This window comes from Halalkalibacter sp. APA_J-10(15) (assembly GCF_023017105.1).
In the GTDB taxonomy this organism is placed as follows: domain Bacteria; phylum Bacillota; class Bacilli; order Bacillales; family Bacillaceae_D; genus Halalkalibacter.
Genome location: NZ_JALKEV010000018.1, coordinates 1 through 23,955, shown reverse-complemented (window position 1 = coordinate 23,955; position 23,955 = coordinate 1). Strand labels below are relative to the sequence as shown.

At 40.1% G+C, this 23,955-nt stretch carries 28 protein-coding genes, 1 rRNA gene and 2 other annotated features; of the genes, 1 reads left to right on the top strand and 28 read right to left on the bottom strand.

Annotated features, from left to right (window positions below; translation table 11 throughout):
• Positions 1-36 precede the first annotated feature (36 nt).
• The 22 genes from MW695_RS18375 to MW695_RS18270 all read right to left on the bottom strand — a co-directional run bounded on the left by MW695_RS18375 (position 37) and on the right by MW695_RS18270 (position 17,618).
• On the bottom strand, positions 37-636 hold the full coding sequence (locus tag MW695_RS18375; protein WP_247107048.1) for a class I SAM-dependent methyltransferase: 600 nt from the start codon (positions 634-636) through the stop codon (positions 37-39).
• A gap of 175 nt (positions 637-811) precedes the next feature.
• Positions 812-1,174: a 50S ribosomal protein L7/L12 gene (gene rplL, locus MW695_RS18370; protein WP_247106949.1), complete on the bottom strand. Its 363-nt coding sequence runs from the start codon at positions 1,172-1,174 to the stop codon at positions 812-814.
• A gap of 76 nt (positions 1,175-1,250) precedes the next feature.
• Positions 1,251-1,748, bottom strand: a complete 498-nt coding sequence (rplJ, locus tag MW695_RS18365; protein WP_247106948.1) for a 50S ribosomal protein L10 — start codon at positions 1,746-1,748, stop codon at positions 1,251-1,253.
• Positions 1,749-1,781: 33 nt separating this feature from the next.
• Positions 1,782-1,916: a sequence feature (ribosomal protein L10 leader region), on the bottom strand.
• Positions 1,917-1,973: 57 nt separating this feature from the next.
• Positions 1,974-2,669 (bottom strand): 50S ribosomal protein L1, encoded by a 696-nt coding sequence (rplA, locus tag MW695_RS18360; RefSeq protein ID WP_247106947.1) that lies wholly within the window; start codon positions 2,667-2,669, stop codon positions 1,974-1,976.
• Between the two features lie 105 nt (positions 2,670-2,774).
• Positions 2,775-3,200, bottom strand: a complete 426-nt coding sequence (gene rplK / locus MW695_RS18355; protein WP_035345171.1) for a 50S ribosomal protein L11 — start codon at positions 3,198-3,200, stop codon at positions 2,775-2,777.
• A 160-nt stretch (positions 3,201-3,360) separates the two neighbouring features.
• Positions 3,361-3,894 (bottom strand): transcription termination/antitermination protein NusG, encoded by a 534-nt coding sequence (gene nusG / locus MW695_RS18350; RefSeq protein WP_247106946.1) that lies wholly within the window; start codon positions 3,892-3,894, stop codon positions 3,361-3,363.
• 66 nt (positions 3,895-3,960) lie between these two features.
• Complete coding sequence (secE, locus tag MW695_RS18345; protein WP_173402078.1) at positions 3,961-4,158, bottom strand: preprotein translocase subunit SecE; 198 nt, start codon at positions 4,156-4,158, stop codon at positions 3,961-3,963.
• Between the two features lie 123 nt (positions 4,159-4,281).
• Entirely contained in the window at positions 4,282-4,431 is a 150-nt protein-coding gene (gene rpmG / locus MW695_RS18340) for a 50S ribosomal protein L33 (protein WP_081728048.1), read from the bottom strand.
• Between the two features lie 258 nt (positions 4,432-4,689).
• Complete coding sequence (locus MW695_RS18335) at positions 4,690-5,499, bottom strand: alpha/beta hydrolase (RefSeq protein ID WP_247106945.1); 810 nt, start codon at positions 5,497-5,499, stop codon at positions 4,690-4,692.
• 145 nt (positions 5,500-5,644) lie between these two features.
• Positions 5,645-6,295 carry an RNA polymerase sporulation sigma factor SigH gene (gene sigH / locus MW695_RS18330; RefSeq protein ID WP_247107047.1) on the bottom strand — a complete coding sequence of 217 codons (651 nt, stop codon included), beginning with the start codon at positions 6,293-6,295 and terminating at the stop codon, positions 5,645-5,647.
• An 86-nt stretch (positions 6,296-6,381) separates the two neighbouring features.
• Positions 6,382-6,891: an NYN domain-containing protein gene (locus tag MW695_RS18325; protein ID WP_247106944.1), complete on the bottom strand. Its 510-nt coding sequence runs from the start codon at positions 6,889-6,891 to the stop codon at positions 6,382-6,384.
• A 4-nt stretch (positions 6,892-6,895) separates the two neighbouring features.
• Positions 6,896-7,645 carry a 23S rRNA (guanosine(2251)-2'-O)-methyltransferase RlmB gene (gene rlmB, locus MW695_RS18320; RefSeq protein ID WP_247106943.1) on the bottom strand — a complete coding sequence of 250 codons (750 nt, stop codon included), beginning with the start codon at positions 7,643-7,645 and terminating at the stop codon, positions 6,896-6,898.
• Positions 7,646-7,648: 3 nt separating this feature from the next.
• Positions 7,649-8,068: a Mini-ribonuclease 3 gene (locus tag MW695_RS18315; RefSeq protein ID WP_247106942.1), complete on the bottom strand. Its 420-nt coding sequence runs from the start codon at positions 8,066-8,068 to the stop codon at positions 7,649-7,651.
• 7 nt (positions 8,069-8,075) lie between these two features.
• Positions 8,076-9,473, bottom strand: a complete 1,398-nt coding sequence (gene cysS, locus MW695_RS18310) for a cysteine--tRNA ligase (RefSeq protein ID WP_247106939.1) — start codon at positions 9,471-9,473, stop codon at positions 8,076-8,078.
• Positions 9,474-9,492: 19 nt separating this feature from the next.
• Positions 9,493-10,131: a serine O-acetyltransferase gene (gene cysE, locus MW695_RS18305; RefSeq protein ID WP_247107046.1), complete on the bottom strand. Its 639-nt coding sequence runs from the start codon at positions 10,129-10,131 to the stop codon at positions 9,493-9,495.
• Between the two features lie 85 nt (positions 10,132-10,216).
• Positions 10,217-10,439 (bottom strand) — a binding site (T-box leader).
• An 18-nt stretch (positions 10,440-10,457) separates the two neighbouring features.
• A complete protein-coding gene (gltX, locus tag MW695_RS18300; protein WP_247106936.1) occupies positions 10,458-11,915 on the bottom strand; it encodes a glutamate--tRNA ligase in 1,458 nt (485 codons plus the stop codon).
• 86 nt (positions 11,916-12,001) lie between these two features.
• Positions 12,002-12,472: a 2-C-methyl-D-erythritol 2,4-cyclodiphosphate synthase gene (gene ispF / locus MW695_RS18295; RefSeq protein ID WP_247106934.1), complete on the bottom strand. Its 471-nt coding sequence runs from the start codon at positions 12,470-12,472 to the stop codon at positions 12,002-12,004.
• Complete coding sequence (gene ispD, locus MW695_RS18290) at positions 12,469-13,158, bottom strand: 2-C-methyl-D-erythritol 4-phosphate cytidylyltransferase (protein WP_247107045.1); 690 nt, start codon at positions 13,156-13,158, stop codon at positions 12,469-12,471. Before ispD ends, ispF begins: the two co-directional genes overlap by 4 nt.
• A 322-nt stretch (positions 13,159-13,480) precedes the next feature.
• Entirely contained in the window at positions 13,481-14,569 is a 1,089-nt protein-coding gene (locus MW695_RS18285) for a PIN/TRAM domain-containing protein (RefSeq protein ID WP_247106933.1), read from the bottom strand.
• 107 nt (positions 14,570-14,676) lie between these two features.
• Positions 14,677-15,753 carry a DNA integrity scanning diadenylate cyclase DisA gene (disA, locus tag MW695_RS18280; RefSeq protein WP_247106931.1) on the bottom strand — a complete coding sequence of 359 codons (1,077 nt, stop codon included), beginning with the start codon at positions 15,751-15,753 and terminating at the stop codon, positions 14,677-14,679.
• 2 nt (positions 15,754-15,755) lie between these two features.
• Positions 15,756-17,132 (bottom strand): DNA repair protein RadA, encoded by a 1,377-nt coding sequence (radA, locus tag MW695_RS18275; RefSeq protein ID WP_247106930.1) that lies wholly within the window; start codon positions 17,130-17,132, stop codon positions 15,756-15,758.
• Between the two features lie 216 nt (positions 17,133-17,348).
• Positions 17,349-17,618 carry a hypothetical protein gene (locus MW695_RS18270; RefSeq protein ID WP_247106929.1) on the bottom strand — a complete coding sequence of 90 codons (270 nt, stop codon included), beginning with the start codon at positions 17,616-17,618 and terminating at the stop codon, positions 17,349-17,351.
• A 180-nt stretch (positions 17,619-17,798) separates the two neighbouring features.
• Between MW695_RS18270 and MW695_RS18265 the strand changes: the two genes are divergently transcribed.
• Complete coding sequence (locus tag MW695_RS18265; protein ID WP_247106928.1) at positions 17,799-18,692, top strand: LysR family transcriptional regulator; 894 nt, start codon at positions 17,799-17,801, stop codon at positions 18,690-18,692.
• Positions 18,693-18,767: 75 nt separating this feature from the next.
• On the opposite strand, the gene clpC is transcribed toward MW695_RS18265, so the two are convergent.
• The 6 genes from clpC to rrf form a co-directional block, all read right to left on the bottom strand.
• On the bottom strand, positions 18,768-21,209 hold the full coding sequence (clpC, locus tag MW695_RS18260) for an ATP-dependent protease ATP-binding subunit ClpC (protein WP_247106927.1): 2,442 nt from the start codon (positions 21,207-21,209) through the stop codon (positions 18,768-18,770).
• 23 nt (positions 21,210-21,232) lie between these two features.
• Positions 21,233-22,306, bottom strand: coding sequence for a protein-arginine kinase McsB (gene mcsB, locus MW695_RS18255; protein ID WP_247106926.1), 1,074 nt, complete (start codon positions 22,304-22,306; stop codon positions 21,233-21,235).
• Between the two features lie 3 nt (positions 22,307-22,309).
• On the bottom strand, positions 22,310-22,843 hold the full coding sequence (mcsA, locus tag MW695_RS18250) for a protein-arginine kinase activator protein McsA (RefSeq protein ID WP_247106925.1): 534 nt from the start codon (positions 22,841-22,843) through the stop codon (positions 22,310-22,312).
• Between the two features lie 18 nt (positions 22,844-22,861).
• Positions 22,862-23,332 (bottom strand): CtsR family transcriptional regulator, encoded by a 471-nt coding sequence (locus MW695_RS18245; protein ID WP_247106923.1) that lies wholly within the window; start codon positions 23,330-23,332, stop codon positions 22,862-22,864.
• Positions 23,333-23,646: 314 nt separating this feature from the next.
• Positions 23,647-23,808, bottom strand: coding sequence for a hypothetical protein (locus MW695_RS18240; protein WP_247106922.1), 162 nt, complete (start codon positions 23,806-23,808; stop codon positions 23,647-23,649).
• A gap of 60 nt (positions 23,809-23,868) precedes the next feature.
• Positions 23,869-23,955 (bottom strand): 5S ribosomal RNA (gene rrf / locus MW695_RS18235); the annotation flags it as partial.

The following is a 23,955-nucleotide window of genomic DNA, read 5'->3' as shown; positions in this document are numbered from 1 at the left end:
CGCATTAAATAACAATATCACAAAAGACAAGTCAGGTCAAACTTTTTTTGCTAATAAAACAAAGTAACCTTTTTTCTTTACGGTAACTTCCACTGAATTAAATAATTGTTTTAAACGTTCAATTGCAGAAGGAGCTCCTTGCTTTTTTTGAATAACAACCCATAACTCACCTTGTTCGATAAGAGATGTTGATGCCTGTTCAAAAATGGTATGAACCACCTTTTTCCCTGCGCGTATCGGCGGGTTTGTCACAATAGCAGCGAAAGTGCCCTTAACCTGCGCAAGACAATCACTTTTGTAAACCTCAACATTTTCACATTGATTGCGTTTGGCATTATGCTTAGCTAGAGCAAGCGCTCTTTCATTCATATCAACCATATGAACCACCCTTGAGGAGTCCATGGACGCAACTGAAATTCCAATCGGTCCATACCCACAACCTACATCAACAATACCACCTGGAACTGACGGCAGCTCAAATGTTTCAATTAATAACCGACTTCCAAAATCGATCCCTTCTTTCGAAAAGACACCTCGATCAGACGCAAATAGAAAGTTTTCACCATTTAAATTGACCGACCATTCCTTCGCATCACTATCGACAGTCGGCTTCTCACTATAATAATGCTCTGACAATGTTCGCATATCCTCCTTCGTTTTAGAAAAGGTGCTGGGACAAAAGCCTCTTCCCTACTGCTCAGAATTTCAGCTAAAAACGTTTGTTGGTCTTAGCATCCCTTTCTTGAATATTGAAGCTGATTATATTGAAAAAGACTCGCAAATGCGAGTCTTTTTCATATCAGCATTAAACTTACTTAACTTCTACTGAAGCACCAGCTTCTTCAAGCTTAGCTTTCGCTTCTTCCGCTTCTTCTTTCGCAACGCCTTCTTTAATTGGAGCTGGAGCACCATCAACAAGTGCCTTCGCTTCTTTAAGACCAAGACCAGTAAGCTCACGAACAACTTTGATAACATTGATCTTAGAACCACCAGCTGCTTCAAGAACAACGTCAAACTCAGTTTGCTCAGCTGCGCCAGCGTCTCCGCCAGCTGCTGCTACAGCTACAGGAGCTGCTGCTGTTACACCAAATTCTTCTTCAATTGCTTTAACTAGGTCGTTAAGTTCTAATACTGACATTTCTTTAATCGCTTCAATGATTTGTTCTTTACTCATGATTTAAATCCTCCTATTTATTGGTTTTATTTCGAATCGAGCTATACGATTAATAATCGCATTTCATTACGCACTATTAAGCGCCTTGTTCTTCCTTTTGCTCGGCAACGGCCTTTGTAGCCAATGCGAAGCTGCGAACTGGAGCTTGTAGTACATTTGCAAGCATAGAAAGAAGGCCTTCTCTTGATGGAAGTTCAGCAAGAGCCTTCACTTCAGCTACTGATACAACCTGACCTTCAAGAACACCCGCTTTAATTTCTAAAGCTTCATGTTCTTTAGCAAAGTTGTTTAACACTTTCGCCGGAGCAATAACATCGTCTTCACTAAAAGCAATCGCAGTCGGACCAACTAATTGCTCATCAAGCTCTGTAAGTCCAGCTTCAGCTGTCGCACGACGAGCCAATGAATTCTTATATACTTTAAATTCTACTCCAGCTTCACGCAGTTGTTTACGTAGCTCAGTCACTTCTGCAACATTAAGACCACGGTAATCAACAACAACCGTCGCTTTACTATCACGAAGCTTAGTCGCAATCGTTGAAACAACCTGTTTCTTCTGTTCTAATACACTCATCCTTACACCTCCTATTATGCTGTCCTATACCGTTCAAGCATAAAAAGTGCCCTCATGTAGACATGAGGGCACACAAACACAGTTTTATTATCTGCATCTATTGCTTACCTCGGTAGGTAATTAAGTGCTAAGCACTCCTACTGTCTACGGTATGACTTTTAAATTTTAACGCATCTGTTATGACACCTTAATTAGTATACAGACACGACTGAATGAAGTCAATCTTTATTTTGAAAACGCTGTTGCGTTCACACGCACGCCTGGTCCCATTGTTGAAGCGACCGCAACATTTTTCATGTAAGTCCCTTTAGACGCTGACGGCTTTGCTTTTACTAACGTTTCAATGATTGTCGTGAAGTTTTCAACAAGCTTCTCAGATTCAAATGAAACTTTACCAATCGGAACATGTATGTTTCCGGCTTTATCAACACGGTATTCAACCTTACCCGCTTTGATCTCATTAACAGCCTTAGAAACATCAAATGTTACCGTACCAGTCTTAGGGTTCGGCATTAAACCTTTCGGCCCCAACACACGGCCTAGCTTACCAACTTGCGCCATCATATCTGGAGTCGCTACGATTACATCAAAGTCAAACCAACCTTGGTTGATCTTATTGATTAAATCCTCTTCTCCTACGAAATCTGCACCAGCTGCTTCTGCCTCTTTCGCCTTTTCACCTTTAGCAAATACTAATACGCGTTGCGTTTTTCCTGTTCCGTTTGGAAGGACAACAGCTCCACGAATTTGTTGATCTGCTTTCTTCGGATCTACACCAAGTCGAACAGCCACTTCAACTGTTTCATCGAACTTAGCCGTAGACGTCTTTTTCACTAATTCAATTGCTTCTTCTACTTGGTACGCTGTATCACGATCTACAAGCTTAAGAGCATCTGTATACTTCTTACTTCCCTTAGCCATGTTTATTTCCTCCTCGAATGTGGTTTTAGCGGTAGTTACCTCCCACTATGAAAGGTTGCGAACCAACTGGTTGCAACCTCACGCTAGCGAATCTCATCAAACTAATTAATCTTCAATCACAATTCCCATGCTACGTGCTGTACCTTCAACCATACGCATTGCAGACTCAACGTTTGCAGCGTTTAAATCAGGCATCTTTGTCTCAGCGATTTCGCGTACTTTATCACGCTTTAATGTAGCAACCTTTGTTTTGTTCGGCTCACCAGAACCTGAATCAATCCCAGCAGCTTTTTTAAGTAGAACCGCTGCCGGCGGAGTTTTTGTGATGAATGTAAACGAACGATCTTCAAACACTGTGATCTCAACAGGAATAATAAGACCCGCTTGATCTGAAGTACGCGCGTTAAATTCTTTACAGAAACCCATGATATTTACACCTGCTTGACCTAATGCAGGACCAACTGGTGGCGCTGGATTAGCTTTCCCAGCAGGAATTTGTAACTTTACCATTTTAATAACCTTTTTAGCCACGTGACACACCTCCTTAGTCCGTGATGTGGTTATCGGGTACGTATTCTCATACCCTCCCACTCAAAAAACGGATGCATTCATGCACCCGGTGGCTCATGTAATAAACCAATGTCAACCATGAAGATTCTATCACTTCCAGAGAAAGATATCAAGTTATTTCTTAAATCTTTTCAACTTGGTTGAATTCGAGCTCAACAGGCGTTTCGCGCCCAAACATATTTACATGAACTTTCAATTTCTGCTTTTCGTCCTGAATCTCTTCAATGACCCCAATAAAGTTGGCAAAAGGACCTTCTTTAACTTTGACGGATTCCTTTAACTCGAAATCAACTTCTACTTTAGGTTGCTCGACACCCATTTGTTTCAAGATCACTTCAGCTTCCTCAGGCAGAAGCGCTGTTGGCTTAGAACCTGCACCCGAAGACCCAACAAATCCAGTCACTCCAGGTGTATTACGAACAACATACCATGAGTCATCAGTCATAATCATTTCTACAATAACGTAACCAGGAAAGACCTTTTTGGTAACCGTCTTACTCTTTCCATTTTTCGTTTCCGTCTCTTCTTCGACAGGAACAAGCACGCGGAAAATCTTATCTGCCATTTCCATCGACTCGACACGTTTTTCTAAATTTGTCTTCACCTTATTTTCATAACCAGAGTACGTATGTACTACATACCAATTTTTCTCCACAATTAATCGGACAATTATGCCCTTCCCTCCTCTCTATTTTAGCAGTTTCACCAAAATCAACCAACATTAACCGAGTAGGAGGCGAACTAGTTCAGAAATTCCTAAATCTACTACAAAGAAATAAATAGAAATAAAGATAACTGTACCAATAACAACCCACGTGTACCGTGTTAACTCCTTACGTGTCGGCCAAGATACGCGCTTCATCTCTGCTACAACACCTCTAAAAAAGTTGCCAATCCCTTTCTTTTCTCCGTCAGCCATGACAGACACCTCCAGCACAATTCAATATAGACAAACGAGCCAAAATCTATTCGGACAAATCAAGCAATAACTTGTCCATCAAACAGGCAGGTTCATTTCCGCTCATAAAAAAGAACCGCTCCATTACTTCGTCTCACGATGAAGGGTGTGCTCTTGACAAGTCTTACAGAACTTCCTCGCCTCAATGCGGTTTGGTTTGGTTTGCGTATTCTTTTGTGTTGTGTAATTTCTCGAATGACAATTCTCGCAAGCTAGTACAACCTTTGTTCGCACTTTGCACCATCACCTTCTAACATACATACTATTTCATTCTAGTATAAACCACCTACAATGTCAATTTACATATTTGAAAGCGCTTAATTAAAATGGTTGATTTTCCAAAGCCCTGCTCAATGCCGTCATACCACCTACTTCCTCCTTGATGAAGCGTCTAACAATTTTATACTTTCTTATCATTCAAAAAAAAGAAGTGGTAAGATCATTGCGACCTTTTTTACCACTTCTGTCCTATTCATTCAGCGGCCATATAGATTACATGCCTCTAATCCACTCACCAGCCATATCAATCCAATTTGCGACTTCATCCTGAACAGTCGCTTGATTATTGTAAGCCTTTGTTTCTTCAGTACCAAGTGATAGTCCGTGTATTCCTCGTGGATAAATATGCATCTCTAACGGGACTTGATACTCTAACAAGGCTTGTGCAAACAAGAAACTATTTTGAACAGGCACTGCTTCATCCGTATATGTGTGCCATAAAAAAGTTGGCGGAGTATGTGCCGTAACATGATTTTCTAATGAAACTTGAGATAAAAGTTCTTTATAGTTATCTCCTAATAATGCACGAAATGACCCTTTATGCGCATATTCTGTAGACGAAATAACAGGATAACTTAACAACAAGCCATTAGGTTTCAGTTCATCACTCGATACACCTAATGATTCAGCGAGAAAAGACTCCCTCCAAAATACACCCAAGCTTGCTGCTAAATGTCCGCCAGCAGAAAAACCAGCGACAATAATTTTACTCGTGTCCACATTCCATTCTGTTGCGTTCTCCCTAATAAGGGCAACTGCTTTGGCTAGTTCAATTAATGATGTTGGAAACGGAGCGGGTTTAACACTATATCTAAGGACACACGCATGAAACCCCATTGCATTAAACTTAATGGCCACTGGTTCAGCCTCTCGGTCTGAAGTACGTTCATAACCTCCACCAGGACAAACGATAACGATTGGCCGCTTTCTTTCTGGATCAATCTCAGGTGATTGGTTGAGAAAATATGTATATAAGGGGACTTCCGTATGCTTCGTTTGAATCGTGATCGTTTTATGGATCAAAAGGAACCGCTCCTTTTTCTATTCTTGAATTATGAAAAGAGGATACTTACGAACGATGCGACTGAAAATTTGTGCTTTTTAAGTGGCCTCTTCATTTATACTATTTCAGTACCTTTCATTCGAACAGTATCCTCTTAATAAAATCTTATGCAAGTGATACTCCTCTCAATTCAACATATCGTTCTAGCTTACGCTTTACACGTTGAAGGGCATTATCAATCGATTTCACATGCCTATTTAAATCAACGGAAATCTCCTGATATGTGCGTCCATCTAAATAGAGCATAAGCACTTGTCTTTCTAAATCGCTTAACAGCTCGCCCATCTTAAGTTCAATATCTTGAAATTCTTCTTGGTTTATTAATAGCTCTTCCGGATCTGTTACTTTCGTTCCACATATAACATCCAGTAATGTCCGTTCAGATTCCTCATCATATAGAGGCTTGTCCAACGATACGTATGAGTTTAGCGGAATGTGCTTCTGACGAGTAGCCGTCTTAATAGCTGTAATAATTTGCCTAGTAATACACAACTCTGCAAACGCTTTAAAAGAAGACAACTTATCGCCGTTAAAATCCCTTACAGCCTTATAGAGGCCAATCATCCCTTCTTGAACAATGTCCTCATGATCTGCACCAATGAGAAAATACGATCTAGCCTTTGCGCGAACAAAATTTTTATACTTATCAATTAAATATTCTAATGCTACACTATCACCATTTCGAACATATAAAACTAAAGCATCATCATCAATCTTGTCATAAATAGGCGTTACGTCTGTTCTTTGAAGGCTCATATCCACTTACAACCCCTCCGACCTCAGCTCTGATTGAAATTTTATAAACATTATATAGTACATATTTCCAGTCGGTCAACCTTTGTTTAGCGCTCTCGACGCCATTTTTCAAAAATTTCTAAAATTTCATCTTTTAATTGCAAGTTTGTCGAACGCTGTTGTTTTAGAGTATTTTGTACTTCTTTGTCAATCCCTTTCTCTGTTGACTCAATTTCAATAAGTAATTCACGGGCTGATTTTCGCAAGGCCCCACTACCAAATATTAATGACTGCTCTGTAAAATCAGATGTCGCCACATGGATCCTCGTATCGATCCGCTTAAGCTGATGAACGAGCTTTTCAATGCGCTCATCAGCCGTCTCATTTTTCCTTGTGTATATCACATCAACTCGAAAGTTATGATACGTCTTTCCAATTCCCTCAACCATATGAGCATCAAAAACAACGTAAACCTTAAACCCTGTAAATGCTTGATACTCAGCCATCATTTCTACAAGGCAATCACGTGCTAATTCAAAGTCTTTCTCTTTCATATCACTCAACTTCGGCCATGCACCAATCATGTTGTAGCCATCCACTAATAAAATGTCTTTCATGTCCTCACGTTCTTCCTAGCTCGTGGCGATTTCGATATACTTCGTACATGAGTAAGCTTGCTGCTACAGATGCATTAAGTGAAGTGACGCGACCAGCCATTGGGATTTGCACAAGGAAATCACACTTTTCCTTCACTAATCGACTTATCCCTTTGCCTTCACTTCCAATGACTAATCCAATTGGCATATCATACGACGCTTGTCGGTAATCCTCTTGCCCTTTTGCATCTGTTCCAACAAACCACAAGCCCAGTTTTTTCAACTCTTCCATTGTCCGAGCGATATTAGTCACACGCACAACCGGAATATATTCAATCGCACCAGCAGATGCCTTTGCAACGGTTTGCGTTAAACCTACCGCCCGCCTTTTAGGAATAATCACTCCATGCGCTCCGACAGCATCTGCTGTCCTTAATATTGAGCCAAGGTTATGCGGATCCTCTATTTCATCTAATATGAGGAAGAAGGGTTCCTCACCTTGTTTGTTTGCACGGTTAAACAAATCATCAATCTCGGCGTATTCATAGGCAGCCACAGACGCAACGACACCTTGATGCTGATCAACTTGAACAAGCTGATCCAGCTTTCTCTTCGGTGCACTTTGAATTAAAACACCCTTTTCCTTTGCTAATTGGATAACCTTTGTCATTTGTCCCTTTTGTGATCCTTCTGCAATCCAAATTTTATTAATGGCATGTCCAGACTTTAACGCTTCAATAACAGGGTTTTTTCCATAAATGAATTCCTGACTCATCACCTAGCCTCCTTTCCTTTCATTTTCAATAAAGTAAATGGCTTTTATCATCAGCTTATCTAACCGTTCATTATTCCCCTGGAAATACAAAAATCCGAGTACCGCTTCGAACCCTGTCGAATAGCGATACGTGTTTAAATCAGTATTCTTTGGTATTGTTCCAGACTTTGCATTGCGGCCCCTCTTAAAAACGGCCATTTCCTGCTCTGTTAGAAATTCCTCATCGATAAGATAGCGGACAGCGTTCGCCTGCGCCTTAGCTGATACATATTTCGTCGCCTCTACGTGTAATTGATGTGGTCGAACCTTCCCCTTAGCGATGAGGAAATAGCGAACATACATATCAAGGACGCTATCCCCCATATATGCTAGGGCCAAGGCATTTACTTGTGTCAAATCAATGGTAGGATCAATAATTTTCATAAATCGATTAGCCTCTCTTCCAACGAACCCCTTGAGGTGTATCCTCAAGAATAATCCCTTGTTCCTTTAATTGATCACGTATTTCATCTGCTAATGAGAAATCCTTTTCCTTTCTCGCTCTGTTACGCTTTTCAATAAGCTCCTCAATTTCAGAATCCAATAATTCACTCTGATCTTGTAAAGAGAGTCCTAGTACATCAGCAAACTCCTTCAATTGCTCAAAAAAGCGTGAAAGAATTTCCTTTGACGTCTGTTCCTCACGTAAATAACGATTGGCTTCTTTAGCTAAATCAAACATAATTGAAATGGCGTTAGCACTATTAAAATCATCATCCATCTCTACAATAAAACGTTGTTTCAACTGATCAATTTTTTCAATCCAGTCTCCTCGATCTCCTAAGTCAGCTGATTTTTCAAGACGATGACCAATCGCCGAAACAGCCGTTTTCAATCGTTCGAGACCATTCTTCGCTCCTTCAAGAAGCTCATCGCTAAAATTAATTGGACTACGATAGTGTGCCGTTAACATAAAGAAACGGACAACTTCTGCCGAATGCTGTTGAATAATATCTTTTGCCAATACGAAGTTTCCTAACGATTTCGACATTTTCTCATTATCAATATTTATAAATCCATTATGGAGCCAATATTTTGCCATTGGCTTTTCCGTCAAAGCCTCAGTTTGAGCAATCTCATTTTCATGGTGAGGAAATGTTAAATCTTGCCCCCCTGCATGTATATCAATCGTATCACCTAAATATTTTTTGACCATTGCTGAGCACTCAATATGCCAGCCAGGACGTCCGTTCCCCCACGGACTTTCCCAGGAAATCTCACCTTGCTTCGCCGCTTTCCATAAAACAAAGTCTAACGAGTCCTCTTTACGAGAGTCAACTTCAATTCTTGCACCCGAACGTAATTCTTCAAGAGGCTGAGCTGACAGCTTCCCATAATCCTTAAATTTCCGTGTGCGAAAATACACATCTCCATCAGCTTCATATGCATAACCTTTTTCAACAAGCCCTTCAATAAAGGTTATAATTTCAGGCATCGTATCTGTCACTCTCGGATGGACATCAGCTTCTCTCACACCAAGTGCGCACGTATCATCATGGTAGGCATCAATAAAACGATTAGCAACAGCGAAGACATCCTCTCCCATTTCCTTAGCAGCACGGATGATTTTATCATCAACATCTGTGAAATTGGAAATAAATTCAACTTCATATCCTCGATACTCTAAATAGCGTCGTACCATATCGTATACAATCGCTGGTCTGGCATTTCCAATATGAATGTAGTTATAAACCGTCGGCCCACATACATACATTTTCACCTTACCTTCTTCTAACGGAACAAATCGCTCCTTTTTCTTCGTTAAGCTATTATAAAGATGTATCGACATCCTTCAATTCCCTCCTTCTTTACGAATGATCTTGCTCCTTCAAAGCAGCCTTCAATTCTTTTATTTCTTCTTCTAATTCCTTTAACTTATCAGCGATCGGGTCTGGAAGTTGATGATGATTTAAACCATGTTCAACCTTGATTCCATCCTGAACAACAATCTTCCCTGGTATACCAACAACTGTGGACTTAGGGGGGACCTCCTTTAATACAACAGAGCCTGCACCTATGCGAGAATGCTGACCAATCGTAAACGAACCGAGTACCTTTGCCCCTGAAGCAATTAAGACATGATCTTCTATTGTCGGGTGACGCTTGCCCTTTTCCTTTCCAGTTCCACCGAGAGTCACCCCTTGGTAAATCGTAACATGATCGCCAATTTCACACGTTTCCCCTATCACTACACCCATACCATGATCAATAAACACACGTTGGCCAATAACAGCACCAGGGTGAATTTCAATGCCTGTAAAAAAGCGACTAACTTGTGAGATAAACCGTGCTAAAAAGAAGATACGTCGTTTCCAGAGCCAATGAGCGAGCCGATGAGACCAAATCGCATGTACGCCGGAATAAGTGAATATGACTTCCATTCTACTTCTAGCTGCAGGATCCTGATCAAAAACGACATCAACATCATTAAGCAATGTTCGAATCATCCTCCTCAACTTCATCTCCCCCTTTCCGTTCCTTCATTTTCTATTTCTATCTACAAAAAGATAAGCGCCTCTGTGCTCGTCATAGCACAGAGGCGCTTTATTTACGCGGTTCCACTCTGTTTAACAGATCAAAATCTGTTATCTCTATGCGAATAACGCCGCAACACGCTCTTTCCTACACAGATTATTCGTTCAGAAAGAGGCTCAAGGGTGCATGTTCAAAAAAAGTCTACCTAAACTACTTTCAGCTCATGTAGTTCTCTCTGTGAGGCTTTCTTCATCCTACTTTTCCCTCTCATCGCTTTTCATTATGATAATGCTCCATCTTATGCACGTAATTGCTCTAAGCGTGCCAAAATAACATCTTTTCCAATAAGTGCTATCGATTCTGGAAGATCCCTGCCGTGCGTTAAGCCTGTCGTTGCTACACGAATTGGCATAAACAGCTTCTTCCCTTTTTGTCCTGTTGCTTTCTGCGTTGCTTTAATCGCGCTCTTCACATCTTGCGCCGTAAACTCCTCTAGCTTACTTAGCTCTTTTGCAAATTGAGCGAGCACCTCAGGAACTTGTTCTTCGTCTAATACGACTTGTGCGTCTTCATTATACTCAATTTCCTTCTTAAAGAAAAGTTCCGTCAACTCAACAATTTCTGATCCATATTGAAGCTGTTCTTGGTACAGGGCAATAAGGTCTCTAGCCCAATGACGTTGTTCCTCACTTAAATCAGCCGGAAGTCTACCTGCTTTAATTAAATGAGGTAATGATAAAGCAACAACCTCATCAAGATCAGCTTCCTTTAAATATTGATTATTCATCCATGCTAATTTGTCTGTATCGAATATCGCTGGAGCCTTTGATACTCGCTCTAATGAAAAGATTTCTTCTAGCTCCGCCAATGTAAAGATTTCTTCTTCTCCACCAGGAGACCAGCCAAGTAGTGCCAAGAAATTGACTAATGCTTCTTGTTTATAACCTAAATCCTTATATTGTTCTACGAATTGAATAATGGATTCATCCCGCTTGCTCATCTTCTGGCGGTCAGCATTTAAGATTAAAGAGGCATGAGCAAAACGTGGCACCTCCCATCCAAATGCTCCATATAATAATACTTGTAAAGGTGTATTAGAAAGGTGTTCCTCCCCACGGATCACATGAGAAATTTTCATTAAATGATCATCAACTGTAACGGCAAAATTATACATCGGAATACCATCTTTTCGTGCGATGACAAAGTCCCCGATTCCATCAGATTCAAACGATACCTCCCCGCGTATCGCATCATCAATTTTGATGATTTGTCCTTCAGGCACACGGAAGCGAATGACTGGCTTTAATCCTTTTGCCTCATAGTCCTTACGCTGCTCCTCTGTTAAATCACGATCACGCCCACTATACTTTGGTGTTTCTCCACGTGAGCGTTGCTCCTCACGTTCCGCCTCAAGCTCCTCTTCCGTCATAAAACAGTAATACGCCTTCCCTTCCTTTAATAGCCGCTCAAGATATTCTTGATAAATATGAGTACGCTCCATACAGCTATAAGGACCATATTCTCCACCGACATCAATGCTTTCATCCCATTGAATTCCTAACCACTTTAAGCTTTCTAAAAGCTTTTCTTTTGCATCCTCTACATTTCGTGCTTGGTCGGTATCTTCAATTCGTAAAATAAATTGCCCACCTTGGCTTTTAGCAAATAAATAGTTAAAAAGGGCGGAACGTGCACCACCAATATGTAAATGTCCAGTTGGACTCGGAGCAAACCTTACTCTTACTTCGCTTCCCATCCTCATTATACCTCCTGTATTCGAGCCTCTGCTCGCCTTCATTGTTCTATTTTAGCACCAATTACACTGCAATGGTCAAGTTTTCGTTACGTAGCTAATAAGATCACAGCCTGTGCAGCAATCCCTTCCCCTCGTCCTGTGAACCCTAGCTTTTCTGTTGTTGTTGCCTTTACGTTCACTTGACTAACATCTGCTTCTAACAGCTCAGCAATCCGGCCACGAATCTGTTCAATATAAGGGGACATTTTCGGTTTTTGAGCAATAATCGTACAATCAATATTTCCTAATTGATAGCCCCGTTGCTTCACAAGCTCCCACACATCGGTTAACAGTTTCGCAGAATCAGCATCTTTATACGCGATATCTGTATCTGGAAAATGACGTCCAATATCACCTTCACCTATTGCTCCAAGAGCAGCATCTGTAATCGTATGAAGTAATACATCTGCATCTGAATGCCCAAGTAACCCTTGCTTATATGGAATTTCAATTCCTCCCAAAATAAGTGGCCTACCCTCCACTAACTGATGAACATCAAAGCCTTGTCCTATTCTCATAAATGTCTCTCCCTTTCTTGTAAAATCGCCTCAGCAAAAAGCAAATCTTCGGGTGTTGTAAGCTTAATATTATGGTAATCACTTTCAACAATCACAACCTCGTGGCCTAACCATTCAATTAAGCTACAATCATCAGTCCCAAAGAAACCCTCTTCTTCTGCCTTCTCATGTGCTTTCTGTAGCAATACAACCTCAAACGCTTGAGGTGTTTGTACCGCCCATAGCTCACTGCGATTTAATGTCTCAACCACTCGATGGTGCTGAACCCTTTTCACTGTATCTTTAACAGCGACAGCAGTTGTTGCTGCTCCACTTTGCTTTGCTTGAGCAACAAGCTTCTGTAAAACATCATTTCGAACAAACGGCCTCGCTCCGTCATGCACTAACACAATCCCTTTATGACGCAATTGATCTATTCCGTTCTTAACACTGTGCTGGCGTTCTTTACCTCCTGCAACGATTTTACATGGCTTATTCATTTCAACTACTCCAACGAGTTTCTTCATAGCTTCTATTTCATGTTCATTCACAACAAGAACTACCTCATCACATTGGTCATCATGAACAAACAAGCGAAGAGTATGAATCACAAGTGGTTCACCTCTTAACTCCAGCAGCATTTTATTTTTTCCTGCTTTCATTCTTTTTCCTTGCCCTGCCGCTACAATGACTACGCTATATTTCATCTCACTCGCCCCTAACACATCCCAAATCGTTCTTATTTTAGCACGTTCCTCCTCGCAATCATAGAAGAGGACACCGAAAAAGTTAAATTGTCCTTTTTCAGTGTCCTCAATGATATTCAAGTACATTAATCTGATTTGTAGTCTCAACGCTTGATATTTGTTTATATCCTGTTCAAAAAAGCAATAAAAAATGTGACAATGGCTCCGTTTGCTACGCGTCTCGTCTAGTGGCGGGAAAACCACTCACCACAGGATTTTAAAAGATGTAGCGACTGCACTCATTGCTTCGAGGTCATTCAAAAAGGGGAAAACCACCAAACGTTTAAAGTGCTTTCTCAAGTAATTTAGGCTTCGCAAATATCATACGACCTGCACTTGTTTGCAACACACTTGTCACAACGACTTCAATGTCCTTACCGATATAATCACGGCCACCTTCAACAACGATCATCGTTCCATCATCTAAATAAGCGACACCTTGATGCTGCTCCTTACCATCTTTAATGACTTGAATCGTCAACTCTTCACCAGGTAACACGACTGGCTTAACTGCATTTGCTAAGTCATTAATATTTAAGACGGACACACCTTGAAGCTCGCATACTTTGTTTAAATTAAAATCATTTGTTACGACCATACCAGATAGTAATTTAGCGAGCTTCACTAGCTTACTATCGACTTCAGCAATATCCTCAAAGTCGCCTTCATATATTTCAACTGCAATAGGTAGCTCCTTTTGAATCTTATTTAGAATATCCAACCCTCTTCGGCCTCTATTGCGTTTTAAAACATCTGAAGAATCGGCAATATGCTGAAGTTCTTCAAGCACAAAACCAGGAATCACTAATGTGCCTTCTAGAAACCCTGTCTTACAAATATCAGCAATACGTCCATCTATAATCACACTTGTATCTAATATTTTCAGGTGCTTCCCTTCTGCGCTAGCTTCTTCCTCTTTTTTCTTACCTAAATTCCTTGTAATGGTAAATAAATTAATAAGTTCATCACGCTTTTTGAAGCCAATCTGAAAACCAAAATAACCAAGGAAAATCGTCACAAAAATCGGTAATACGGTACTGAAAACAGGTAAATTAATAGCATTTAAGGGAATTGTAATCAAGTAAGCGACAATTAATCCGATAATTAATCCCATCGATCCAAATAAGACATCTGTTATTGGCGCTTTGACGATCGCTTCTTCCATTAGCTTCATAAAATCAACGATATAATCCGCCAACCAAAACGTTAAGACATAAAATAATACTGCTCCAATGACAGCCCCTGCATATGGGTGCAATAACCAACTAGGCATTTCGCCAACATTTAAAATATGGATAAGATCTGGAATAAATAAAAATCCAATAGTTCCACCAGCAATCAAAAAGAAAAGCTGCACCATCCTTTTTAACATCCATATTCACCTCCTCCTACTAGTATAGACAAGATTTCCGTTTTAAAACCTATCAAACTGGATTTCACATAAATTATGAGAATTATTCCGCATTCGTATCATTATGTTTAAATATGTCGATCAATAAATAACTGCTCTTGAATTCGGTTTAATCCTTCCTTTATCATTTTCGCTCTCGGTTCTCCAATTCCTTCCACTTCATCTAATTCTTCCATGCTCGCGAACATAATATTTGATAAATTGCCATATTTATCAATTAAATTTTCAATAATAGGAGCAGGCAACCGCGGAATCCGGTTTAAAATACGATATCCACGTGGTGACAAAGAATATTCATGAATATTGACACTTTTCGGATAGCCTAGCACTTTTACAATCGCATGTTCATCTAACAATTCTTCTGAATCTAGCTTCGATAATTCCTTCGAAACCTCCTCCACATCATCTACTTGCTCCTTCACATAATCCTTTAATAAAAGGAGCGTTTCCTTCTCGGTATTTCCTACTAGCTCATTTAATTGCATAGAGACAAGTCTACCTTCACTACCTAATTCATTTACATACTTAATAATCTCTCGCTTTATACGTAATACCATTTGTATACGATAAATAACTTGTGTCACCTCATGTAATGTCACAAGCTGTTCAAATTCAAGCGCCCCTAGATTAGTAACGCCTTGATCGAGAACAACCTTATACTTCTCTAACGTCTGAATCGCTTGGTTAGCCTTTGTTAAAATGACTCCAATATCTCGTAATGAATAACGATAATCGCCTTGGTAGAGTGTAATGACATTTCGCCTTTGAGAAATTGATATAACTAAATGACCCGTTTGCTTCGCTACTCGCTGAGCGGTACGATGACGAATCCCCGTTTCATTTGATGAAATCGTATTGTTAGGTACTAATTGTGTGTTTGCATACAAAATTTTCTTCGCATCTTCACTAATAATGATCGCACCATCCATTTTCGCTAGCTCATATAAATAAGCTGGTGAAAAATCCGAGTTAATAAAAAATCCTCCATCGACAATCGGAACCATTCCATTATTATAGCCTACAACAATCAGTCCACCTGTCTTGGCACGTAACACATTATCAATTCCAGAACGCAATGGAGTACCAGGTGCAACAAATTTCAATAAATTCTGAACAAATGCTTCTGTTTTCTGTGCTTCTGCCATAGCTATCCTCCTAGTCCGACTTCCAACGCCTCTTCTAGAGTTGGAACGCCTACAATCTGTATGCTGCTTGGATAAGTCCAGCCTCCTAAATTCTTTTCAGGAATAATGGCCCGTTTAAAGCCTAGTTTCGCAGCTTCGTTCACACGTTGCTCAATTCTTGAAACCCGTCTGATCTCACCGGTTAAACCTACCTCTCCGATGGCAACATCCATCGGACTTGTTACTTGATTACGGAAGCTCGAAGCAATGCTTAATGCAATAGCTAAATCAATTGCCGGTTCATCTAACCTTATACCCCCTGCAACGTTTAAGTAAGCATCTTGATTTTGAAGTAGGAGCCCAACGCGCTTTTCAAGCACAGCCATAAGCAAGGATACACGGTTATGGTCAACTCCTGTTGCCATTCGCCGTGGATTTCCGAAGCTTGTAGGCGAAATAAGTGCTTGCAATTCCACTAAGACGGGCCTTGTTCCTTCCATTGAAGCCACTACAATCGACCCAGCAGCTCCATCCGATCTTTCTTCTAAAAAGATCTCAGAAGGGTTTAACACTTCTTCTAACCCACTTTCCTTCATTTCAAAAATCCCCATCTCATTTGTCGAGCCAAAACGGTTTTTCACCGCGCGTAATATGCGATATGTATGGTGACGCTCACCTTCAAAATACAATACCGAATCAACCATATGCTCTAATAACTTTGGACCAGCAATCGAGCCTTGTTTTGTTACGTGACCAACAATAAAGATCGCAATCCCCTTTGTTTTCGCAATGCGCATACATGCTGCCGTACATTCTCTCACTTGTGCCACACTACCAGGTGCAGATGTTACCTCTTCTTGATAAACCGTTTGAATCGAGTCAATGATCACAAGTGCCGGCTTAACTTCATCGATAGCACGCTCAATAAACGATATATCCGTTTCAGCTAATACATAAAGATCAGAAGAAGTCACACCTAATCGATCAGAACGCAACTTCGTTTGTTTAACAGATTCCTCACCAGAAATATATAGAACTCGTTGCTTGGCATCCGCAAGCTTCGAGCTTAACTGTAAAAGTAACGTTGATTTTCCAATACCAGGATCTCCACCAACTAAAACAAGTGATCCAGGCACGACGCCACCCCCGAGTACTCGATCAAGCTCCAGCATCGTTGTACTAATACGAGCTTCTGTCTCACTTTTTACGGAAATAATCAATTGCGGCTTTGAGCCTGCCGTACTCGTTGACGTAACAAAGCTTCGACTGGTGCTTTTCGCACTCGGTTCAAACTCTTCGACCATTGTATTCCAGCCTTGACAGCCAGGACATTTCCCCATCCATTTCGCCGATTCATACCCACATTCTTGGCAAACAAATTTTGTTTTCTTTTTCGCCATGCCGTTCTCTCCTTTACGGTCACTTCCTCTTTATTGTAGCAAAGTTTTCAGAGAAAAACGACGGATCTCCCTCATGCTCAAATAGTCACTCTATAGTCTATGTAAAAGATAAAAACATTACCAATTTTTATTCAAGAAAACCTTTATAACTTTTTATATGTAAAGAAAAACGAAACGCCCCAGCTCTTTAAATGGAAGCTAGGGCATTTCGTTTTTTTATAAAACATAATACTTTGGCTTTAGTTTTAAAAGATCTTCCTCACTATCAGGGCAAATACGTTTGAATAAAGCAGAGAGTTCCTTTATGACCTCTTTCTTTAAACAATAACTGTCTCCTTCACCTTTTTCTAAAAGATCTAGCTCGATCAGAATATTCAAGGACTTCTTATAACTTTCTAATCTAGCTTTATTAAGAGAGCCTTTTCTATTAGCTTCTTCTAAAAGAAACATTACACCTTGTTTAACTGAAACGGACTTCGCACTCACTATTTCCACACTCCTTCACAATCATCATGACTTCTTCAATCTTCATACCGATTAACGATCTCGTTTCTATAGCTCTAGTTGAAATGAACTATAATTATATTCTATACTGGAGTTAACAATCGTTAAAGCTGATTATTTTGTTTGGATCAATCGATATTTACGATTTGAAAGGAGGGAAATATGGAAATCAAGCAATTGATTACGTTTATAGATGCTTCAGAAAGTTTAAACTTTACAAAAACTGCTAAGAAACTAAACTTTGCCCAATCGAGTGTGACAGCACAAATTAAAACATTGGAAAAAGAACTAGGAAGCCCGCTATTCGAACGTTTAGGAAAACGAATTATATTAACAGAAGCAGGAGAGCTCTTTAAAGACTATGCAGAAAACATCGTGACACTCTCACATCAAGCAAAAATCGTTGTAGAAAACCATAGTAAAGTTTCTGGTACTCTCATCATCGGCGCTCAAGAAAGCCAGTGTACCTATCGTCTTCCCCCGATCTTAAAAACATTTAAAAAGTCCTTTCCCCAAGTAAGGATGGTCTTTAAACCGGTTCATTCTAATGAGGCTGGTAGAGAAGACCTCATCCATGGAAAATTAGATATTGCATTTATCATGGATTCCCTTATTGAAAACGAAAATTTTACAATTATGCCCTTGATCAAAGAAGATTTAGTGCTTGTCGCGTCACCTGAGCATCAGATCGCTCAAAAGGAATATGTTACACCTAAAGACCTCGCAAAAGAAACATTGCTTCTTACTGAAACCGGTTGCTCATACCGCAGTGCGCTAGAGGATTTCTTTTCTCTTTCAAAGCTTGATCCATTGGACAAAATCGAATTTGTTAGTATTGAAGCATTAAAGCAGTGCGTTGTCGCCGGATTAGGAGTAGCCCTCATACCTAGAATGACGATCGAAAAAGAGCTTGATCAAGGAACCGTTTCAGAGATCATATGGATAGGACAAGTGAGAGATATCTATACTCAGCTTGCATGGCATAACGATAAAACACTTACCGCTCCATTGTCTGCATTCATTGATATGACCAAAAAGCATTATGGGGTGATATAAATCGTAAGTACACCACTTTTTAAAAGGGCACCAAAAAAGTTGAAAATCCAACTTTTTCAGTGCCCTTCTTTTTTATTACACGTGCACGTCTTCTATTGTTTGAACAAACAGCTCATCATCTTTTACATCAATAATTGCTTTTTGTCCTTTTACAATCGTTCCTTTAAGAAGTTCTTCAGATAAACGATCCTCGACTTGCTTTTGTAGTGCGCGACGTAACGGGCGCGCTCCATATTCTGGATCATAGCCTAAGTCTGTAATCTTATCCTTTGCAGCTTCTGTTAATTCAAATTCAATTCCTTGCTCTTTCAAGCGTTTTTTCAACTGATCAGCCATTAAAGTGATAATTTCACGAATATGCTTCTTCTCTAATGAGTGGAATACGATTAACTCATCAATACGGTTTAAAAACTCTGGACGGAAGCTACGTTTTAGCTCATCCATCACTTTGCTCTTCATATCCGAATACTCTTGATTGTCACCGTCAACAGCAAAACCTAAGAATTTATTTTTTCGTAAGGTGCTTGCTCCAACGTTGGACGTCATGATAATAACGGTATTACGGAAATCCACTGAACGCCCTTTTGAGTCCGTTAAACGTCCATCCTCTAATACTTGTAACAAAATATTAAAAACCTCTGGATGAGCCTTTTCAATTTCGTCGAGTAAGATAACTGAGTACGGCTTTCTACGAACCTTTTCTGTTAACTGACCGCCATCGTCATGACCAACATACCCTGGCGGTGATCCGACTAACCGACTTGTCGCATGCTTCTCCATATATTCAGACATATCTACTCGAATAACGGAATCCTCATCACCGAATAACGTTTCCGCAACAGCTCGAGCTAGCTCTGTTTTACCTACACCTGTTGGTCCTAAGAAAATGAACGAACCAATTGGGCGTTTTGGATCCTTTAATCCAGCTCTTGCTCGTCGAATCGCTTTTGAAATCGAATCAACTGCTTCTTCCTGACCAACGATACGTTCATGCAGGATTTCTTCCATCTTAAGTAGGCGATCTGCTTCCTCTTCTGCTAGCTTTGATACTGGGATTCCCGTCCAGCTTGCAACAACTTGGGCAATGTCATCCACTGTCACTTCCGTTGCTTCCTGACCTTGCTTCTTTTTCCACTCATTCTTCATTTCATCTAATTCTTCACGTAAACGTTGCTCTGAATCACGCAATGACGCTGCTTTTTCAAACTCTTGGCTTTGAACAGCTGCATCCTTTTCTTTACGTGTTTCCTCTAAACGTTGTTCAAGCTCCTTTAAATTTGGTGGAGCTGTATACGAACGAAGTCGCACCTTAGAACCTGCTTCATCAATTAAATCGATCGCCTTATCTGGTAAGAATCGATCTGAAATATATCGATCTGATAACTTAACCGCTTCTTCAATAGCATCATCTGTTATAGTTACACGGTGGTGGGCCTCATACCGATCTCGTAACCCTTTTAAAATTTGAATAGACTCATCAAGTGTAGGTTCATTCACTTGAATAGGCTGAAAACGACGCTCCAGCGCTGCATCCTTTTCAATGTACTTACGATATTCATCTAATGTTGTTGCCCCGATACACTGTAGTTCTCCACGAGCAAGGGACGGCTTTAAAATGTTTGAAGCGTCGATCGCCCCTTCTGCTCCACCTGCCCCAATAAGAGTATGAAGCTCATCAATAAATAAAATGACATTTTGTGCTTGACGAATTTCATCCATCACTTTTTTCAGACGATCTTCAAATTCCCCACGGTATTTCGTCCCTGCTACAACCGTACCCATATCTAATGTCATAACGCGCTTCCCACGTAACGTTTCAGGAACTTCATTATTAATAATCGCTTGTGCTAACCCTTCCGCTATTGCCGTCTTACCTACACCTGGCTCCCCGATTAAGACAGGGTTATTCTTTGTTCGACGACTTAACACCTGAATCACACGCTCAATTTCTTTGCTACGTCCAATCACTGGATCTAATGACTCTTCCTTCGCAACTGCTGTTAAATCGCGAGCTAAACTATCGAGTGTTGGTGTGTTAGCATGAGTGGATCCACTACCTTGTGAAGAAGAATTATTAACTTCATTACTACCTAATAATTGAAGAACTTGCTGACGGGCTTTATTTAAACTTACACCTAAATTATTTAAAACCCGAGCCGCGACGCCCTCCCCTTCACGAATAAGTCCTAATAAGATATGCTCGGTTCCGACATAGGAGTGGCCTAATTTACGAGCCTCATCCATTGATAATTCAATTACTTTCTTCGCTCTTGGTGTATAATGAATCGTCTTAGATCCTTCTTGTCCTTTTCCAATTAACGATTCAACTTCTTTTTGGATTTTCTCCGATCCAAGTCCTAATGCTTGTAATGCTTTAGCAGCAATTCCTTCACCTTCGCGAATTAATCCTAATAAAATGTGTTCTGTTCCAATATTATTATGCCCTAATCGAACAGCTTCTTCTTGTGCTAACGCTAATACTTTCTGTGCTCTTTCTGTAAATCGTCCAAACATCATGATTCATTCACCTCCGAAAATAGTTAACCCATTTGTTCTTCTAATTTTAGACGTTCACGAATTAAACTAGCTCTTCGTTCGTCGCGTTGTTCCGGTGTTAACACCTCTTGTGCATATTGCTGTAAAAAACCAGGCTGTGTTAAAATCATTAACTCATTTAAAATATTACCTGATAAACCTTTTAACAAACCTAAATCAATTCCCAATCGGACGTTCGACAATCGTTGAGTAGCTTCCTTCGATTCAATCATACGGCTATGAGCTAAAATGCCAAAGGAACGATATACACGATCCTCTAATTGTAATTTAGACTGTTCAATCAACAATTGTCTAGCAACTCGCTCTTGTTGAATAAGTTGGGCAACAACCCCCTGTAAATCCTCGACAATGTCCTGCTCTGATTTACCTAATGTTAATTGATTAGAGACTTGAAAGAGGTTACCTAAAGCTTCGCTACCTTCACCATAAATCCCTCTAACAACGAGTCCTAATTGATTAATTGCAGGTAAAATTCGATTTAATTGCTGTGTCATCGCTAATGCAGGTAAGTGCATCATGACTGATGCTCGTAATCCTGTCCCAACATTTGTTGGGCAGCTTGTTAAATAACCTCTTTTTTCATCAAAAGCATACGTTACACGCTTTTCTACCCAATCATCTATATTACTTGCCTTCTTTAATCCTTCTTCTAATTGAAACCCTGCTAGCAGACATTGAATACGCAAATGATCTTCTTCATTAACCATTATACTGACAGACTGATCACGATCTAATAAAACTGCTCCGTGCTTAGCATGATCAGCAAGGTGGGGGCTAATTAAATGCTTTTCCACTAGCACTCGCTTTTCATTGGCCTTCATATCATCTACATGAAACACTTCAAGTGGGCCAATTTCGTCATAAGGACTTACTGTTAATGCTTCTCCTACATGTTTGATTACGGCGTACGACTCTTCCATCGTTGCTAATATTGGGAAATTATATTCTTCTATATTTCGAGCGAGACGAATACGACTGCTTAAGACTATATCTGAATCCGGCCCGTCCTTTTTCATCCATGGACTTAATGCCTCTGATATAAATTGTTCAAGCGACATCGATCATCCCCCCTTTTGCTCATTTTTTTCTTTTTCTAATGCACGTATTTGATCACGTATTTCTGCCGCTTTTTCAAAAGCCTCATCATCAATATATCCCCTTAGCTTTTGCTTAAGTCCATCAATTTTCCTTTGTATTTGAATGCCTCCTCCTATCCGCTTAGGGAGCTTTCCTGCATGTGTATGATTTCCACTGTGAACCCGTTTTAAGATTGGGTCTAGTTTAGAAGAGAAGCTCTTATAACAATGGGCACAGCCAAATCGGCCGACTTTTGTAAACTGAACATAAGTCATCCCGCACTTTGAACAGTTTAGATCCTCATGCGTTTTCTTTTGACCTTTATCACTTTGGACTGGTTGTTCAAAATGTAGCAACCCGGAAAGAAGCTGATGTATGGAAAAACTATTAGAGCCAGGCGAATACTCTCCTTTTTCCTTTGCGCATTTTTCGCAAATATGAAATTCTGTTTTTTCTCCATTAATAATCTTCGCAAAATGTAATGTTGCCTCACGTTGATTACATTCTTGACATAACACAAGACAGCCTCCTCTCCATTAATGTAATTCTTTATATTTCAAACAATTAATCATTGATTTAAGCATATTTGCTCGTACTTCATCTCGGTGTGATATAGTCGAATGGTAATTAGACCTATCAACAACACTTAGCATTAAAAGACTTTCGCGCTTCGTAATGATCTGCTCCTCATACAACCTTATGATAATATTTTCAGCTGTATGTTGATCAATACGTCTTCCGATTAATTGAATCATATGTTCAAATAAGCCAAGTTGATTATGTGGACTAACTTTGACAATTCGTATATATCCTCCTCCGCCTCTTTTACTTTCCACTTGATAGCCTTTTTCTAATGTAAATCGTGTTTGAATGACATAATTAATTTGCGAGGGGACACATTGAAACTTTTTGGCAATCTCACTCCTTTTTATTTCCAGTGGAGTTCCTCCACTTTTTTGAATGGTTGCTTTGAGATACTCTTCGATAATATCTGATATATTTCGCATATGTTATCCCCCCTTTCTATAAATTAATTATTATTTGACTTTGACTATCTTTGACTTTAACCATATTATAATTACTTTATTTTTGAATTGCAACCCTAATGCTTTTAGTATACCCATTTTTTGTAGAACTATTCCTACTTACTAGGTTCTGAAAATAATAGATTTGCAACACGTTCCTTAACCTAATCATTCAAACAGAGCTCCTCTGTGGCTTATTCTTCATCTTTTGTGCACATAAAAAAGCACAACCCTATCGGATTGTACTTGTTCGCCCGGCAACGTCCTGGCTCTTGCTTTCTCTTCTACCGGGATGATCATCTTGGAGACTCCGCTTCGATGTTCTCTCTTGTTGCTTGACGAAGAGTAACCATTCGTCTCACAGGGGGACCTGTTGCTTTTCTTGATGCTTCTTCACGGCGATCCATCGGTTCTTTCACAGATGATGCTGTTCCTTCCGGAACAGTGCTCGTCTGCACCTTGAGCACTCCCTTTTGTGCACATAAAAAAAGCACAACCCTATCGGATTGTACTTGTTCGCCCGGCAACGTCCTACTCTCACAGGGGGAAGCCCCCAACTACCATCGGCGCAGAAGAGCTTAACGACCGTGTTCGGCATGGGAACG